We start from the raw sequence: 15,211 nt of genomic DNA on the forward strand, positions 1-15,211 counted from the left end.
TTATTTGCTTAATATTTCGAGCCAGTCTTTTTCTAGAGAAGCTTTTGGAGTTTCGACAATTCTACCCATTTCCTGGTTGTTTCTGAAAAAAATGAATGTTGGGATTCGTTCAATTTTCAATGTTTCATAATCAGACACGTTGGCATGTGGTCTTTTTTTACGATCGACGGCAATCCACGTAACATTACTGGAAGGGAATCGAATCGTATGGAGTATCTTTAAAAAAGGAGGGATTTGTTCTTGTGAGTCTCCACACCATGTACCCAGAATGATTTTGATATTATAGTCAAAAGGAATACTTTTAATTTTTTCAATGATTTGGGCATCGGGCAAATATGTATCATAAAAAGCATCTATGTATGGCTTAAACAAAGGGTGAAAAAGATCTTTTTCGTTTAATATACCTACTAACATCTCTTGTTGTTTAGCTGAGTCGTAATAGATTTGAACTTGAGCTGACATTGTCGCAGCCACGAAAAAAAATAAAAGGACATAAATCTTCATAATGCTGGTTTTCGTAATTTTGATTTTAAATTCAGGTAAATTCTATGCAAATCTATGAAAAATTTGTTAGTCAAAAAAGATTAATAGCTTGGCTGATAGACCCAGATAAGATTGATACTCGTCTGATTGAAAAATACAAAAACAAAATAATTCACGTAGATTTTATTTTTCTTGGTGGAAGCATTGTTTTTTATCATCGTATTCCAGAAATGATTAATTTTTTAAAAACTAATTTGAATTTACCGGTTGTACTTTTCCCAGGGAGTTATTTTCAAGTATTCAGAGAAGCAGATGCCATCCTTTTTTTAAATTTAATCTCTGGAAGAAATCCGGAATATCTTATTTCACAGCAAGTGCTTGTTGCTCCTTTGCTCGAACAAACAAATATCGAAGTCATACCGTGCAGTTATATTCTTATTGATGGGGGGAGGGTTTCTTCTACTGCATATATTACACAAACCATACCCATACCCTCGGACAAGATTGATTTAATCGTTGCCACAGCATTAGCTGGTAAATATAGCGGACATAAGCTCATTTACCTTGAGGCAGGAAGTGGTGCACATCATCACGTACCTTTTCAAGTTATCAGAGAGGTATCTATTCGCACTAAGCTGCCCGTAATCGTGGGTGGAGGTATTCGAAGCCTTGAAGTTATCGACCAAATTTTCGACGCCGGTGCAACGTGTATTGTTCTTGGTTCTGTCATAGAAAATGACCCCGAATTTCTTTTAAAAATTAAATAAGACGAATATGAGAAAAATTGGTTTGCTCATTACGTTTATGGCACTTTTATGGCTTGAAGCCCAAGTCAAAAAAGTTTCGTTCGATGACATTTTTAATCGGAAACTTTATCCCCAGACGTGGAATATGATTCAACCTATTCCTTCCTCGGAAAAATTCTCTTCTGTGATTGAAAAAAACTTAATAGAAATAAATGAAAAAGGTCAGCTCCGAGAAATTCTTAGTCTCGAAAATTTAAATCAGCTGATGTCGGGTCAAAAAACAAGTAAACTTTATTATTTTCCCGAGCATACATGGATTGATCATGAAACCATTCGATTTATTTATGAACAAAAAGTATATTTACTCAAGCCTTATAGCAAAGAAATTCAGATTCTTTATGGGTTGGATAAAGAAGCTGACCATCTGGAGTGGAATCCTATTAGGAACATTGTCGCTTACACAAAAGGCAACAATGTGTTTATTAAGGATGAGAAAGGTAATGAGATACAAGTTACATTTGAAAAGAAAGACGGAATTGTTTGCGGACAATCTGTCCACCGAAATGAGTTTGGTATAGAAAAGGGATTATTCTGGTCTCCTGATGGGCAAAAATTGGCTTTTTACCGTATGGATGAAAGTAATGTGACGGAATATCCTCTTTATCAAATGGAAGATAGAGTCGGAAGAATTAAACATATTCGTTATCCTATGGCTGGAATGCAAAGTCATCATGTAAAGTTAGGCATATATTCACTCGTAGACCGTACGACTGTCTTTTTGAATGTTCAAGGTCCTGAGGATCAATATTTGACATCTGTAACGTGGGTTCCGAATTCGCGGCAAATTCTCGTGGGGGTATTAAATCGAGATCAAAATCATTTAAAGGTAAATCTCTACAGCGCAGAAAATGGAGAGTTAATCAAAACTTTATTTGAGGAAACTCATGACAAATATGTAGAACCATTGCATCCCGCTTTTTTTACGCCTAAGGGAGATAAATTTATTTGGCTCAGCAGACGAAATGGCTTTCGTCATTTGTATTTGTATGATTTGAACGGTAAATTGCATAGGCAACTGACTGAAGGTCAGTTTGAAGTTTTGGACGTGCTTGGTTTTGTTGAAAATGGCTTTGAAGTATTATATACGGCAACTACTCCGACACCCATCGATAGACAGGTCTGGGCTGTTAACCTTCAAACCGGTAAAAAAAGATTACTCACTCCTTTGAAAGGTGATAACGTTGTTTTTCCAAATGAAAAAGGAGTATACATTTGTTTTAATCAATCGTCGACAAACCCAGGTGAGTACACCTATGTTCGAGGAAAGCACACTGTCGTACTCAAGAAATTAACAACACCTTTGAGCTGGTTAGATCAAACTTTTAAAATTTTTACTATTAAAGCTCAGAATGGGGAATCGTTATATGCTCAAATAATTTTCCCACCCGATTTTGACAGTACGAAAAAGTATCCTGCCATTTTGTATGTTTATGGAGGACCTCACGTCCAACTCGTAAGAAATACGTGGCTTGGAGGTGCTAATCTTTTTTTATTTCATTTAGCTTCATTAGGTTATGTTGTTTTTTTGGTCGATGGTCATGGATCCGCCAATCGGGGTATGGACTTTGAAAGTGCAACATTTAGAAAATTAAGTAAAATTGAAGTAGAAGATCAAATGAGTGGTGTTAGGTATCTTCTTGGCAAAAGCTGGATTGATAAAAACCGGTTGGGGGTACATGGTTGGAGTTTTGGTGGGTTTATGACTTTGTCGCTTGTACTTACATATCCAGATGTTTTCAAAGTTGCCGTAGCAGGGGGATCTGTTACAGACTGGAAATATTATGAGGTGATGTACACTGAGCGTTACATGGATACACCCGAAGACAATCCTTTAGGATATGAGTTAACAAGTACTTTAAATAAGGTCGATTCACTCAGAGCAAGGCTTCTTCTTATTCACGGCATGCAAGATGATATTGTAGTTCCTCAGCATCTTTTTGCTTTCATTCAAAAAGCTATCGAAGCTAATAAAATTGTCGACCTATGGCTTTATCCAAATCAAAAACACAATGTGTTTGGAATCGAGAGAAAGCATCTGTATAAAAGGATAATCACTTATTTTGAAGATTTTTTATGAGAATTATGTGAAAATACCAACATCATTAGATAAGTCATTAGGCCGTTGATTGGAAGAAGCTCAAAACCTAGAGTATAAAATTGGAATTTAGCAGCCAGCCACTGGTATAAAAGTAGTGATAAGGGGGGAAAAAGTGTAACTAAAGGGATGTAGGCTGGTTTTAAGGTGCGATTAGTTGTAAAACCGAAGAAAAATAACCCAAGTAGGGGACCGTATGTGTAAGAAGCAACTCTAAACACGGTTTCAATAATACTTTTTTCGTTGATGGCTTGCACGACAAGCATTATTAAGATAAAAAGCAATGAAAAGAGAAAATGCAAGAAGAGCCGAAGACGTTTGATTCTATTTGAATCATCAGGTTGGTATTTGAATACATCTACAAGCGTAGACGTAGAAAGAGCTGTAATGGTTCCATCAGCACTGGAAAAAGCTGCAGCAATAAGACCAAGGTAAAAAATAACTCCTGCTATCCATGGCATGTGTTGTAATGCTACGGTAGCAAAAAGGAGATCAGGTTCTGCAAAGTCAATGTGATACTCATTTGCAAAAATGTACAAAGAAGCCCCTACAAGAAGAAAGAGAATATTAAAAAATAATAGAAAAAAAGGAAGAAGCATCATGTTTTTCTGCGACTCACGAAGGGTCCTACAGCTTAAATTTTTCTGCATCATATCTTGATCCAATCCTGTCATGGTAAGCGTGATAAATGCTCCTGAAAGAAGGTACTTAAGCCAATGATTATGTGCGAAAAGATTGGTTACTGTACAATAAGCATATGGGCTAGCAAGAATTTGTTCAATAAAACCCATGTTAGGTTTAGAAATTACCTGATTGAGGAAGTAAAGAGAAAAAATTAGTGAAATCAACATAAAGGTTGTTTGAAAAGTATCAGTCCATACAATAGTTTTAATGCCACCTCTAAAAGAATATGCCCATACGATAAGTATAAAAATAACTGCAGTCGTGGCAAAAGAAATCCCCCATGGTTTGAAAATAAAGAAATAAATTACATTTACCACAATAAACATTCTCAACGCTGACCCAAGAGTTCGAGAAAGAATAAAAAAACCAGCCGCCCATTTTTGTGCTGTTGGATGATATCTTTTTTCTAAATATTCATAAATTGAGTATACTCGATGCTTGTAGTAGATGGGAAGCAAAACCCATGCGATAAAAAAGTAACCAATGAAGTAACCTGCTACCATCCAAAGATAAGAAAATCCTGTTTTTCCTACCCATCCAGGAACAGACATAAACGTAACACCGGAAAGACTAGCACCAATCATGCCATAGGAAACCAACAGCCACGGACTTTTTCTGTTTCCAATAAAATACGATTGGTTGGTTGCATGCCTAGACGTAATATGAGCAATTAACATCAGCAATGATACGTAAATGAGGGTAGCCAGAATAAGTTCAACAGGTGTCATGTGTTATGCATATGTATTCCACATTCGCGAGATTCGGGCTCTTCCCACCACCAACGTCCAGCACGGAAATCATCGTCTGGCGAAATGGGTCGTGTACAAGGCAAACAACCGAGACTGCGATATCCTTGTTTTTGAAGTTGATTATATGGTATTTTGTATTTTTCTATCAATTCCCATACTTCTCGTTCAAGTAAGTTTACGAGAGGATTAAATTTGTATATGCTATGAGTCGTGTCCCAATCTACAATAGGCGTTGAAATTCGAGTTATGGATTGCTCACGCCTAATACCAGAAAACCAACCTTTCATACCAATAAGAGCTTTTTTTAAAGGATGGGTTTTTCGGATTTTGCAACAAAGCTGTCTTAGTTCTTTGCTTTTATAAAAGAGATTGATGCCATGTTCGTTGACCATGGTTTGAACTTCGTTACTATCTGGAAAAAACAAGTGAATTTTAATCCCAAAAATTTTTTCTGTTTTTTCAATCGTATCATATGTGTCTTGAGGTAACCTACCGGTATCAAGAGTAAAGAAAAAGCAAGGTTTATGTAGGCGAACTATATAAAAAGTCAGAAGTTGATCTTCAACACTCAGGCTGGTCGCACAAGCAAAGGGCTGTTCAAAGTTTTCGTAAATAAATTGAATGATTTTTTCAGGTGGTTGTTTTTCAAGTTGCATGTTGACGTTTTTAAGATCGATTTTCATATCATAGGATTTTTATTTGGGTTCGACGGTTACGGGCTCTACCTTCGGGGGTGTCGTTGGTGTCAATCGGGTAAAGGTCAGCGTAACCCTTATAACTCATACGGTTCCTATCGATTCCTTTTGAAACAAGATATTCATAAACGGCTTTAGCACGGTTTTCAGATAGTTTCATGTTATGTTCGCGAGATCCAACATTGTCTGTATGTCCCTGAATTTCAATTCGAAGTGAAGGATTTTTTTTGAGGAATTCTACTAGTTTGTCAAGTTCCGGATAACTTTCAGGCTTTAATTCATATTTGTCAAAATCAAAAAAGACATTTGGTAAAACGAAAGTTTCTTCATGCTCGATAGGAGTTAAGTAGATATCTTTTACGTAAGGATCAGAAGCAGAGTTAACTCCAGAAAGGTCAAAATGCTCGGAATAAAAAAGATAGTTGTTGGCAGTGATATGCAAAGCGTATTGTTGACCTGTAGGTAATGCAAGAAGAAACTCTCCTTTAAGGTCCGAAAACGTAGCAGCAACTATTTCGTTTTTTTCAAGATGAATGAGCTCGAAGTAGGCTACCACCGGTTGATGAGTTTTTTTATCAAATATTCTGCCTTTTAAAAAAGTTGTTAAAATAGGTCGAACCTCTTGAGGAAGCTCAAAGTAATAAATATCCATTAATGAGTCTTTGATTGACCCGCGAGCAAAATATGCTTTGTTTCCTGCTCCATTGACAAAAATAAAAGCTTCATCATTATAAGTGTTGATAGGGTAACCAAGATTTATGGGTTGTTCCCACGTACTGTCATTTATTTTCCTGCTCAGAAATAAGTCAAAATTACCCATGCCGATGTGTCCACGTGAACTAAAGTACAAAGTAATTCCATCTGGATGTATATAAGGCCCTAATTCATCTTCGTCGGTGTTAATAGGGTAGGGTAAAGGAACGGGAGCAGACCATGTGCTATCTTCTTGCAGATGGGATACAAAAATATCCATTTGATGTTTAGAACCTTCTTTGTTCGTTTTTCTATTAGATACAAAATAAAGTGTTTTGCCATCGGCTGCAAGGCAAGGCTGTGAATCCCAAAAAGATGAGTTAATTTCTTTGATGTTTCGAGGTTTTGACCATTCTTTGCCATTCCATCTAGACATATAGATGTCACATGAACCTTTTCCATCAGGTCGATTGCAAGCGGTGAAAAACAAAAACTTGCCATCTGATGATATGGTCTGAGCACCTTCATTATAATAGGGAGAATTAATATTGGGACTAATAGGATAGGCTTTTTGCCATTTCCCGTTGAGCAAATGACTGGTATAAATGTCTTCTTGCTTGTTACCTTTAGGACATTCATTACATGGGAGCAATCGAGTAAAAATTATCTGTGACTCATCTACTGTCAACGTGGGCATATATTCTGCATATTGATTTGAGTTGATAGCTTCAGGTAAAAGATTGGGATTAAAAGGTTTTGGATTTGCTATTTGAGAGAGAGCAAATTTCACTTTTTCGATGCCTTCATCAGCTTTTCTTGCCAAAATAGGGGATTTTTGATTGATGTTTTTAAATTGCTCATAATATGTAAGAGCTTTTTCATATTGCCCTATATTATAATACAATCTAGCTGTGGTTAGATAAAGATTTGGAAAGTAGTTTTGATCAATGGATAGTGCTTTTTCGTAATCTTGAATAGCTAGATCAAATTCACGCAAAATTTCAAAACAATTTCCCCGCATGACGTATGCTTCGTAAAAATTCTTGCTTTTCTCTATGGCTTTAGAAAATAAATCCAATGCATTTATCCAATTACCTTCATCAAAATGCTGCAATCCTTTCCGATAATACATGATTGCCTTACGATTACGTGTATGCAAATCTTGACTTTGCAATAATTGGATGGCTACTAATAAAACAAAAACTTGAAAAAATACTTTCATAGAATGTTGATATATTTATGTATTTGTAATGATAATCTCCACCTGGGATTCGTAAGGATGAATGAAACTATTTGAGGAATTACAATTTGTTTTTTAGACCACTCAGGCTGCAAGAAAAGCAAACAGTCTGAATGAAATTGATCCTGAATTTCGAGTGCAAAACGAAGATCATCTTGGTCGACCACAATGATTTTAATTTCATGAGCTAGCTGATAAAATTCAGGATGGATGGGATGCTTTCGCTTAGGACTACAGCAAATCCAGTCGAATTTACCCGTAAGAGGTTCAGTTCCCGAAGTTTCTAAGTAAATCGTGAAATTATGTTGATGAAGTAGTGCGGTAAGAGGTTGAAGATTCCACTGAAGAGGTTCTCCTCCAGTAATAATGATGTCTTTAAGACCTGCTTTTAGGGATTCTTCAACAATTTTTTCAATGGGTACGAAAGGGTATAACTCAGCATTTAGTCCTTCGGGAGTGTCACAAAAATGACAAGCCACATCACATCCTGCTAAACGTACAAAGAAAGCTGCTTTTCCCGTATGAAAGCCTTCTCCCTGTAAGCTTTTAAAAGTCTCTATAAGTGGTAAATAGTGTCCATTGAACCGATCCATGCACAAAATTAAATTGTTTTTTTGATTAAGCGTTTTTCATGTTGGATGAGATTTCATACTTTTGCAAAAAAGCATGGAAGCGTTAAAAGCCATTCTCGAACACCGTTCTGTACGAAAATACAAGCCCGATCCTATTCCAACTGATATTCTCTTATCTATCATTGAGGCATCGTTACGTGGAGCTAACACTGGTAATATGCAGTTATACAGTGTTGTCGTGACCACCGACCCACAGATCAAAGAAAAACTTCTTCCACTTCACTTTAATCAAATCATGGTGAAAGAAGCGCCTGTGTTAATCACTTTCTGCGTTGATATTTACAGATTTTCTCGATGGTGTGAGCTTTCTGATGCCGAGCCAGCTTTTGATAATTTTTTGATGTTTATGTTAGCAACGATTGATGCTACGATTGTAGCTCAAAATTGCGTTGTTCTTGCAGAAAGTTTTGGCCTTGGCACGTGTTACCTGGGGACAACGCTCTACAATGCTCAGGAAATGGCACAGGTCTTAAATCTCCCACAAGGTGTTTTCCCACTGATTGCTCTTACGATGGGATATCCTGTTGAGTTACCAGCCAAAACAGATAGACTACCATCAAGTGCTGTTATTCATCAAGATACTTATCGCTTACCTTCCGATGATGAAATAAAATCTTATTTTGCTGAAAAAGAAAACGACCCACTTTATCAACAGTACGTTAGAGAAAACAACTTACAAAACCTTGCTCAAGTTTTTACCAAGGTTCGATACAAGGAAATCGACAACATATCATTTTCTAAAAAATTGCTCACCGCCTTGCTTAAGATGGGCTTCATGAATCAGTAGTTTTACGAAAGACATATATATATACAATACCTGCTGAAATTTTTTTGCATTCAACTAAGTTAAAACCAATCTCTTCTATATACGGTATTAGTCTTTCTCCATATGGAAAATTAATGACTGATGTTTTTAAATGCATATATTCTTTCTCATATGGTGTGAAAAGCTCTACAATTTTGGGAAGAATTTTAGAAAAGTAAAACATGTACATTTTTTTAAGCCACGTGTTGGTGGGGAACCCAAATTCCATGATTACAAAGACACCATCATTTTTCAATATTCTGCGAATTTCATGAAGACCTTTTTGATAATTTTCAAAATTGCGAATTCCGAACGCACAAGTAGCAATATCGAACGATTCGTCAGGTAGAGGTAGTGACTCTGCTGGTGCCAGAATAGTCTCTGCACAACATCGGTGATGTTCAAATTTCTTTTGAGCAATTTTTAACATTTCCAAAGAAGGATCAACAGCCAGGATGGATGATTTCAGTTTACAAAGTTCAAGGGTTAGATCTCCCGTTCCGCATGCAACATCTACAATTTTATTATGAGGAAATTGAGATACTATTTTTCTACATTTTTTACGCCAACGCTTATCCTGATAGAATGATAGAATATGGTTAAGCGTATCATATCTATGAGAAATTTTATCAAATATAGGAACCGTGTTCACGGAGCAATTCTTTTTTTTATCCAGTTTTTCTCGTTCAATACGAATACGACTCTGTCGTGAAGTCGGTTTTCCATTCCTTGAAAAAACTCGAAATATTGGGGAGTTACTACAAAACCACCCCAATGAAAGGGACGAACAATGGAAGAATTTAACTTTTTATAATTTTCATACTGTTCAATTAACCATTCTCGGGAAGGTATCTCTTTACTTTGCGGAGAAATCATAGCACTAACTTGACTATCGATAGGACGAGAATAAAAATATTTGTTCGATTCTTCGTCGGAAATTTTTTGAGCTATCCCTTCAATTCTTACTTGTCGAAAAAGTTGAGCCCAATAAAAAAGTAAACTGACCTTTGGGTTATTTTCAATTTCCTGGCCCTTTCTACTTTGATAATTAGTAAAGAAATAAAACCCTGTTTGATCGTATTGTTTGAGGAGAACGATTCGGCTCGAAGGTTGACCATCAATACAGGTGGATAAGCTCATCGCATTAGGCTCATCTATACCAGCATGAATTGCATCTTGAAACCATTTATCGAAAAGAACAAATGGACAATTTACGTCGTCATCTATAGGTAAACCATCATATTCCCTACGGAGATGATTGATTTTTTCAAAGTCCATAATATTCAGAAGCTTTAAGGAAGAATTTTTCAGCGGGGACGGGCACCACGCCCACGTATTCGCAAACTATACCGGCAGCTAAATTGCTAAGGCAAGCTGTTGTGAGTGGATCGAGTCTACTAGCAAGTCCAAGGGCACAAGTAGCTATTACCGTATCCCCAGCTCCAGAAACATCCGCTACCTGCTTGGCTTCGCTATATATGTGTTTGTTGATGACTTCTCCATTTTGATCGTAGGATAGAAGCATTCCATCTTCACCCAAGGTGAGGAGAAATTGACCAATGTTTTGCTTTCTCCTGAATTCGAGAACATCATGAATTAATGCTTCGACTTTTTTTGTAAGAGGCTTATTTAGCGCTTCTTTAAACTCTTTAAAATTGGGTTTGAAAAGAGTGACGTCTTGATAATCAAAAAAATGTTTTCTTTTAGGATCTACCAAGGTCGGAATTCCCTGTTGCCTTGAAAGATAAATGACTTCCTTGATGATATCGGGTATTAAAACACCCTTGTCGTAATCTTGAAAAACTACAGCGTCAATTCGAATAGTGTTGAAAATAGATTTGATCGTATCTAGAAAAAGCTTAGCATCGTGATAAGAAATATCATAAGTACTCTCTTCATCCACTCTAAGCATTTGCACATTATTACCTATAATTCTAAATTTGGTTGTGGTTTTTCTTCCGTCGGATGAATGTATAATTCCAAGGGAGGATAATTCATTTTCTTTGAGCAGTTGTAGAAATATTTGAGATTTGTCATCTCTACCAATAACAGAGGCAAGTATGGCATTTCCACCTAAGGATTTGATATTTAATGCTACATTGGCTGCTCCACCTAGTCTGTTTTCTCTACGTTCTACTTCAACTATGGGAACTGGAGCCTCTGGTGAAATGCGCTCAACTTTTCCCCAAATATACGTATCTATCATAACATCACCAAGAACAAGAATATTTTTGTTGTAGAAAATTTGTTGTAATTTCATGTATATTTTTTTACACGTTCAACATAATTACGTAAGATTTCTTCTGGATTTGAAAAGTTTTGCAGCATCCAGTGAACAAGAATTTTCTTCTGTTCTGAATCAGGCAATCCTCGTCGTATTCCATTTTTAATCATTTTTTGAGTCAATATTTCTAGAGCTATGGCAGCTGAAACTGAAACATTATAACTTCTCGTAAACCCATACATAGGAATAATTGTTCTGACATCAGCCATTTCGATAGCTTGGTTACTAAGTCCGTCTTTTTCTGTGCCAAAAACAATGGCGATAGGCTGGTTTATTTCAATTTGGTGGAGAGGGATGGCATCGTCGGCAAGTGTGGTAGCAACGATTTTGTATCCATGTTTTTTCAAATTTTGGTAAACTTCTTTGATAGCGTTTTGTTCACTGAATTTCGCTATCGTAAGCCATTTATCTGCTCCAAGGCAAATTTCTTCATTAGGTGAAAATACATTTTTATTTTCTATTACGTATACGTATTGAATTCCATAACCATCACATGTTCGCAGTACAGCACTAGCATTATGACCTTGATAGATGTCTTCAAGTACAACAACAATATGATTCGTTCTTTGTGAAAGAACCTTTTTCATTCGCTGGACTCGCTCGTGTGTTAATAAAGATTGTAAGTAATGTATAAAATCATCCCATTCAATAAAATCATCTTTCAGAAGATTGACGAGCATATTTCTAATTCTTTTGAGAGGCAAGGGTTGCTAAGCATAATTGGTACAACAATCTACAAGACACTATTTCATCCCAATGATTAATAGGATCGTAACCAGTTTCCACAAGGTCAAAACCAACAATCGTTTTCCCTTGCTTCACGATAGTGTCCAATAGATAGGTTACCTCGTCATACAACAATCCTCCAGGGACAGGTGTGCCTGTGTGTGGACATAGAGTTGCGTCTAGACCATCAATATCAAAAGATATATATATGTTTTCAGGTAATTGATCGACAATTTCTTGGGCAATGACATGCCAAGTTTTTCCAGTAAACTGTTCATACCTTATTTTCTTCATGAAAAAAGTTTTAATCTCATCGTGAGTTTGAATAAAATCCATTTCTTCTTGGCATAAATCACGAATTCCTACTTGTACCAATTTTTTAATACCAGAGTTATTTTCTAAAACATTTCTCATTACTGAAGCATGAGAATGGGAGAAACCCATGTATGCTTTTCTTAAGTCGGCATGGGCATCAAATTGAAGTATTCCAAAATTTTGGTAATGAGAGGAGAGAAAGGAAATAGATGAGAAACTGATACTATGATCGCCTCCAACTAGAGCAGGGATTTTATTATCTTCAAATACTTTTTTTACCTTTTGGAACACGTAGGAATTGGTTTGATCACAAGCATCGTTAACCTCCTTTAATGCTTTTTTCAAGCGAGGTGGCAATTCACCTTCTTCATTTTCGAAGAAATCAATGATACTTCTAGCTTTTCGTCGTTCAATGGAGTTTACATCACTGATTTCTTCATCAATTTCCATCAAATATATTCCTTTTTCCCATACGTTGCCCCAGATTGGGTCGTATAGATCCAATTGGTAAGAAGCATCAAGAATGTTTTCAGGTGCTAAAGCAGAACCTTCCCTATAAGAGGTAGTAACATCCCAACAAATGGGTATGAGAATTAATCGTGCGTTGTCGTAAGCAAAAGGGAGTCCAAAAATTCCTGCTTGTTTACTAAAATTGTTGCTAGGATTGAAATCAAAGAGCATTTTTTTGCAAAGTTACATGCTTTTGACTAAAAATGAACATGCACTTTTTTCAGAAAAATTTTTAAAAAAGATGAATTTGTATAAAAGAAAACTTATTTTTGTAAAAATTTATTTGAAATGGGGCTTTTCGACAAGATCAGAGGTGAATTTATAGATATTATTGAATGGTTGGATCCTTCGGAAGATACTATTGTATATCGTTTTCAACGATACAACAACGAAATTAAATATGGAGCAAAATTGGTTGTTCGTGAAACTCAAGTAGCTATTTTCATTAACGAAGGACAGTTTGCTGACGTGTTTCAACCTGGTACGTATACACTGGAAACTAAAAATCTTCCAATTCTTTCGACTTTACAGGGTTGGAAATATGGTTTCAACAGTCCATTCAAAGCTGAAGTTTACTTTGTCAATACAAAACAATTTCTCGATAAGAAATGGGGAACCAAGAATCCTATTATGATGCGGGATCCCGAACTTGGGGTTGTTCGTGTTCGTGCTTTTGGCAATTATTCATTCCGTATAACCGATGCTGTTAAATTTCTAAAGGAGGTGGTTGGAACACAAGGTGATCTTACAACTGAACAGGTAGAAGGTCAGATCAGGGATATTGTATTAACTCGTTTTACAGATTATATTGCTGAACAGAAAATACCTGTCCTAGACTTGGCTGCTAATTATAATGAGTTGTCTGGAGGTATTCATAATCATTTGAAAGAAGAAATCGAAGAATATGGAATTCTTATTACTAAATTTTTGATCGAAAATATTTCCCTCCCGCCCGAAGTAGAAGCCATACTTGATAAAAAAACGAGCATGAATGTCATTGGGGATATGAACCAATATGCTAAATTTCAAACGGCCAATGCTATTGGTGACCTAGCAAAAAGTGGTGGAGGGGGAGAATCAGCTGCAGGCTTAGGCATGGGAATGGGAGCAGGTTATGTAATGGCTAACCAAATGGGTCAAATGTTTAATCAAACGCAGACACCTAACCCTCAAACACCTCCTCCTGTAGCTCAATATTATTTTGTTGTGAATGGTCAACAGAATGGGCCATATGCTATCGACCAGGTTTCACAGCTTATTCGGCAAGGAATTATTAAGCCCGATACACTTGCATGGACGCCTGGCTTACAGAATTGGGTGCCAGCATCTCAAATACCAGCTCTGAGCCAGCAATTCACTTTACAGCCACCGCCCATTCCACCTCAACCTTGATTTTTCATGGAAGAAAATCAAGTAGGCCAGGTATACACCCAAAAGTGTACTCAATGTGGTGCTTTTTTGGTTTTTTCTCCAGGAACAAATGCTCTTACGTGTCCATATTGTGGCGATGTGCAAACTTTTTCACCAGAGAAAGCTAAAAATATTGAAGAACAAGATTTTCTTGAACATTTTGATAAAATTGCTTCGGAAGAACAAGTATCGTGGACTACGATTCAATGCCCTTCATGTGGTGCTATGTCTCGCTATGATGCCTATAAAATAGGGGACATATGCCCATTTTGTGGAGTACCCATAGTTGTAGAAAAAACTTCCATTGCTCGTGTCATTAAACCTCAAGCTCTTATTCCGTTTCAAATTGATGTCAAAAAAGCTTACCTTATTTTCCAAAAATGGAGAAAAAAACTATGGTTTGCTCCAACCTCATTCAAAAAGTGGCTCATAAACCCTGAAAAATTTAAAGGCGTTTATATTCCATACTGGACTTACGATACTTTTACTTCTACATATTATCGCGGCCTACGTGGAGATTATTATTACGTGACGGTTACCTATGTCGAACAGGGTCAAACAAAAACTCGGAGCGAACAACGAATCAGATGGACACCAGTAAGCGGTTTGGTTCAGCATTTTTTTGATGATGTTTTAGTCGTTGCAAGTAAAAATCTTCCGACGAAATATATTTATCAACTTGAGCCATGGAATCTCGAGAATATTAACCCCTATGATGAACGTTATCTTTTGGGTTTTCAGACAGAAATGTATCAGATTGGACTTAAAGAAGGATTTGAAATTGCAAAAACTCGCATGGATCCTATAATTAATCAACTTATACGTCAAGACATAGGAGGCGATCAGCAACAAATTCATTACAAACAAACATCGTACGACAAAATCACTTTCAAACACATCCTCCTTCCTATATATTTAAGTAGTTTTCGCTATAAAAATAAAGTTTATCGTTTTTTGATCAATGGGCAAACAGGGGAAATAAAAGGTGAAAGACCTTATAGTTTTTGGAAAATATTCTTTTTTGTTTTGAGTGTTTTGATTGTTCTAGCAGGAATTATTTATCTTTTTTCTATGTAAATCTTTT

The 15,211-nt window shown here is 36.4% G+C and carries 15 protein-coding genes; 5 read left to right on the plus strand and 10 right to left on the minus strand.

Annotated features, from left to right (window positions below; genetic code table 11):
- Positions 1-504 carry a thioredoxin family protein gene (locus tag N2Z72_02805; protein MCX7696607.1) on the minus strand — a complete coding sequence of 168 codons (504 nt, stop codon included), beginning with the start codon at positions 502-504 and terminating at the stop codon, positions 1-3.
- Positions 505-548: 44 nt separating this feature from the next.
- Between N2Z72_02805 and N2Z72_02810 the strand changes: the two genes are divergently transcribed.
- Positions 549-1,250, plus strand: a complete 702-nt coding sequence (locus tag N2Z72_02810; protein ID MCX7696608.1) for a geranylgeranylglyceryl/heptaprenylglyceryl phosphate synthase — start codon at positions 549-551, stop codon at positions 1,248-1,250.
- A gap of 7 nt (positions 1,251-1,257) precedes the next feature.
- Positions 1,258-3,366: a S9 family peptidase gene (locus N2Z72_02815; GenBank protein MCX7696609.1), complete on the plus strand. Its 2,109-nt coding sequence runs from the start codon at positions 1,258-1,260 to the stop codon at positions 3,364-3,366.
- Here the strand turns inward: N2Z72_02815 and N2Z72_02820 are convergent.
- The 4 genes from N2Z72_02820 to N2Z72_02835 are packed head-to-tail and all read right to left on the minus strand — an operon-like array spanning position 3,345 to position 8,038.
- Complete coding sequence (locus N2Z72_02820) at positions 3,345-4,796, minus strand: sodium:solute symporter (GenBank protein ID MCX7696610.1); 1,452 nt, start codon at positions 4,794-4,796, stop codon at positions 3,345-3,347. The two genes, N2Z72_02815 and N2Z72_02820, sit on opposite strands and share 22 nt — an antisense overlap.
- Entirely contained in the window at positions 4,793-5,500 is a 708-nt protein-coding gene (locus tag N2Z72_02825) for a phosphoadenylyl-sulfate reductase (protein ID MCX7696611.1), read from the minus strand. The genes N2Z72_02820 and N2Z72_02825 overlap by 4 nt, the downstream gene beginning before the upstream one ends.
- A gap of 1 nt (position 5,501) precedes the next feature.
- Positions 5,502-7,427 carry an OmpA family protein gene (locus tag N2Z72_02830; GenBank protein ID MCX7696612.1) on the minus strand — a complete coding sequence of 642 codons (1,926 nt, stop codon included), beginning with the start codon at positions 7,425-7,427 and terminating at the stop codon, positions 5,502-5,504.
- A complete protein-coding gene (locus N2Z72_02835) occupies positions 7,424-8,038 on the minus strand; it encodes a 7-carboxy-7-deazaguanine synthase QueE (protein ID MCX7696613.1) in 615 nt (204 codons plus the stop codon). The genes N2Z72_02830 and N2Z72_02835 overlap by 4 nt, the downstream gene beginning before the upstream one ends.
- A gap of 73 nt (positions 8,039-8,111) precedes the next feature.
- Between N2Z72_02835 and N2Z72_02840 the strand changes: the two genes are divergently transcribed.
- On the plus strand, positions 8,112-8,864 hold the full coding sequence (locus N2Z72_02840; GenBank protein ID MCX7696614.1) for a nitroreductase family protein: 753 nt from the start codon (positions 8,112-8,114) through the stop codon (positions 8,862-8,864).
- On the opposite strand, the gene N2Z72_02845 is transcribed toward N2Z72_02840, so the two are convergent.
- Genes N2Z72_02845 through N2Z72_02865 form a run of 5 tightly spaced genes read right to left on the minus strand, consistent with a single transcriptional unit; the run spans position 8,851 to position 12,888 of the window.
- On the minus strand, positions 8,851-9,534 hold the full coding sequence (locus tag N2Z72_02845) for a ubiquinone/menaquinone biosynthesis methyltransferase (protein ID MCX7696615.1): 684 nt from the start codon (positions 9,532-9,534) through the stop codon (positions 8,851-8,853). The two genes, N2Z72_02840 and N2Z72_02845, sit on opposite strands and share 14 nt — an antisense overlap.
- Positions 9,531-10,160 (minus strand): pyridoxamine 5'-phosphate oxidase, encoded by a 630-nt coding sequence (gene pdxH / locus N2Z72_02850; protein ID MCX7696616.1) that lies wholly within the window; start codon positions 10,158-10,160, stop codon positions 9,531-9,533. Before pdxH ends, N2Z72_02845 begins: the two co-directional genes overlap by 4 nt.
- The gene (locus N2Z72_02855; GenBank protein MCX7696617.1) at positions 10,150-11,142 is read right to left on the minus strand and encodes a bifunctional ADP-heptose synthase; all 993 of its coding nucleotides are present in this window, start codon (positions 11,140-11,142) and stop codon (positions 10,150-10,152) included. Before N2Z72_02855 ends, pdxH begins: the two co-directional genes overlap by 11 nt.
- Positions 11,139-11,846 carry an RNA methyltransferase gene (locus tag N2Z72_02860; GenBank protein MCX7696618.1) on the minus strand — a complete coding sequence of 236 codons (708 nt, stop codon included), beginning with the start codon at positions 11,844-11,846 and terminating at the stop codon, positions 11,139-11,141. Before N2Z72_02860 ends, N2Z72_02855 begins: the two co-directional genes overlap by 4 nt.
- A 4-nt stretch (positions 11,847-11,850) precedes the next feature.
- Positions 11,851-12,888: an agmatinase family protein gene (locus N2Z72_02865; protein MCX7696619.1), complete on the minus strand. Its 1,038-nt coding sequence runs from the start codon at positions 12,886-12,888 to the stop codon at positions 11,851-11,853.
- Positions 12,889-13,005: 117 nt separating this feature from the next.
- Between N2Z72_02865 and N2Z72_02870 the strand changes: the two genes are divergently transcribed.
- Both N2Z72_02870 and N2Z72_02875 read left to right on the plus strand, forming a co-directional pair.
- The gene (locus N2Z72_02870) at positions 13,006-14,109 is read left to right on the plus strand and encodes an SPFH domain-containing protein (GenBank protein MCX7696620.1); all 1,104 of its coding nucleotides are present in this window, start codon (positions 13,006-13,008) and stop codon (positions 14,107-14,109) included.
- A gap of 6 nt (positions 14,110-14,115) precedes the next feature.
- Complete coding sequence (locus tag N2Z72_02875) at positions 14,116-15,204, plus strand: hypothetical protein (protein ID MCX7696621.1); 1,089 nt, start codon at positions 14,116-14,118, stop codon at positions 15,202-15,204.
- Positions 15,205-15,211: the final 7 nt, after the last annotated feature.

Source organism: Bacteroidales bacterium, assembly GCA_026418905.1.
In the GTDB taxonomy this organism is placed as follows: Bacteria; Bacteroidota; Bacteroidia; order Bacteroidales; family DTU049; genus JAOAAK01.

Coding starts and splice junctions, on each gene's coding strand:
- N2Z72_02865 (MCX7696619.1), bottom strand. CDS start 12,888: ATGCTCTTTGATTTCAATCCTAGCAACAATTTTAGTAAACAAGCAGGA.
- pdxH (MCX7696616.1), bottom strand. CDS start 10,160: ATGGACTTTGAAAAAATCAATCATCTCCGTAGGGAATATGATGGTTTA.
- N2Z72_02820 (MCX7696610.1), bottom strand. CDS start 4,796: ATGACACCTGTTGAACTTATTCTGGCTACCCTCATTTACGTATCATTG.
- N2Z72_02835 (MCX7696613.1), bottom strand. CDS start 8,038: ATGGATCGGTTCAATGGACACTATTTACCACTTATAGAGACTTTTAAA.
- N2Z72_02840 (MCX7696614.1), top strand. CDS start 8,112: ATGGAAGCGTTAAAAGCCATTCTCGAACACCGTTCTGTACGAAAATAC.
- N2Z72_02860 (MCX7696618.1), bottom strand. CDS start 11,846: ATGCTCGTCAATCTTCTGAAAGATGATTTTATTGAATGGGATGATTTT.
- N2Z72_02805 (MCX7696607.1), bottom strand. CDS start 504: ATGAAGATTTATGTCCTTTTATTTTTTTTCGTGGCTGCGACAATGTCA.
- N2Z72_02830 (MCX7696612.1), bottom strand. CDS start 7,427: ATGAAAGTATTTTTTCAAGTTTTTGTTTTATTAGTAGCCATCCAATTA.
- N2Z72_02855 (MCX7696617.1), bottom strand. CDS start 11,142: ATGAAATTACAACAAATTTTCTACAACAAAAATATTCTTGTTCTTGGT.
- N2Z72_02825 (MCX7696611.1), bottom strand. CDS start 5,500: ATGAAAATCGATCTTAAAAACGTCAACATGCAACTTGAAAAACAACCA.
- N2Z72_02815 (MCX7696609.1), top strand. CDS start 1,258: ATGAGAAAAATTGGTTTGCTCATTACGTTTATGGCACTTTTATGGCTT.
- N2Z72_02875 (MCX7696621.1), top strand. CDS start 14,116: ATGGAAGAAAATCAAGTAGGCCAGGTATACACCCAAAAGTGTACTCAA.
- N2Z72_02870 (MCX7696620.1), top strand. CDS start 13,006: ATGGGGCTTTTCGACAAGATCAGAGGTGAATTTATAGATATTATTGAA.
- N2Z72_02810 (MCX7696608.1), top strand. CDS start 549: ATGCAAATCTATGAAAAATTTGTTAGTCAAAAAAGATTAATAGCTTGG.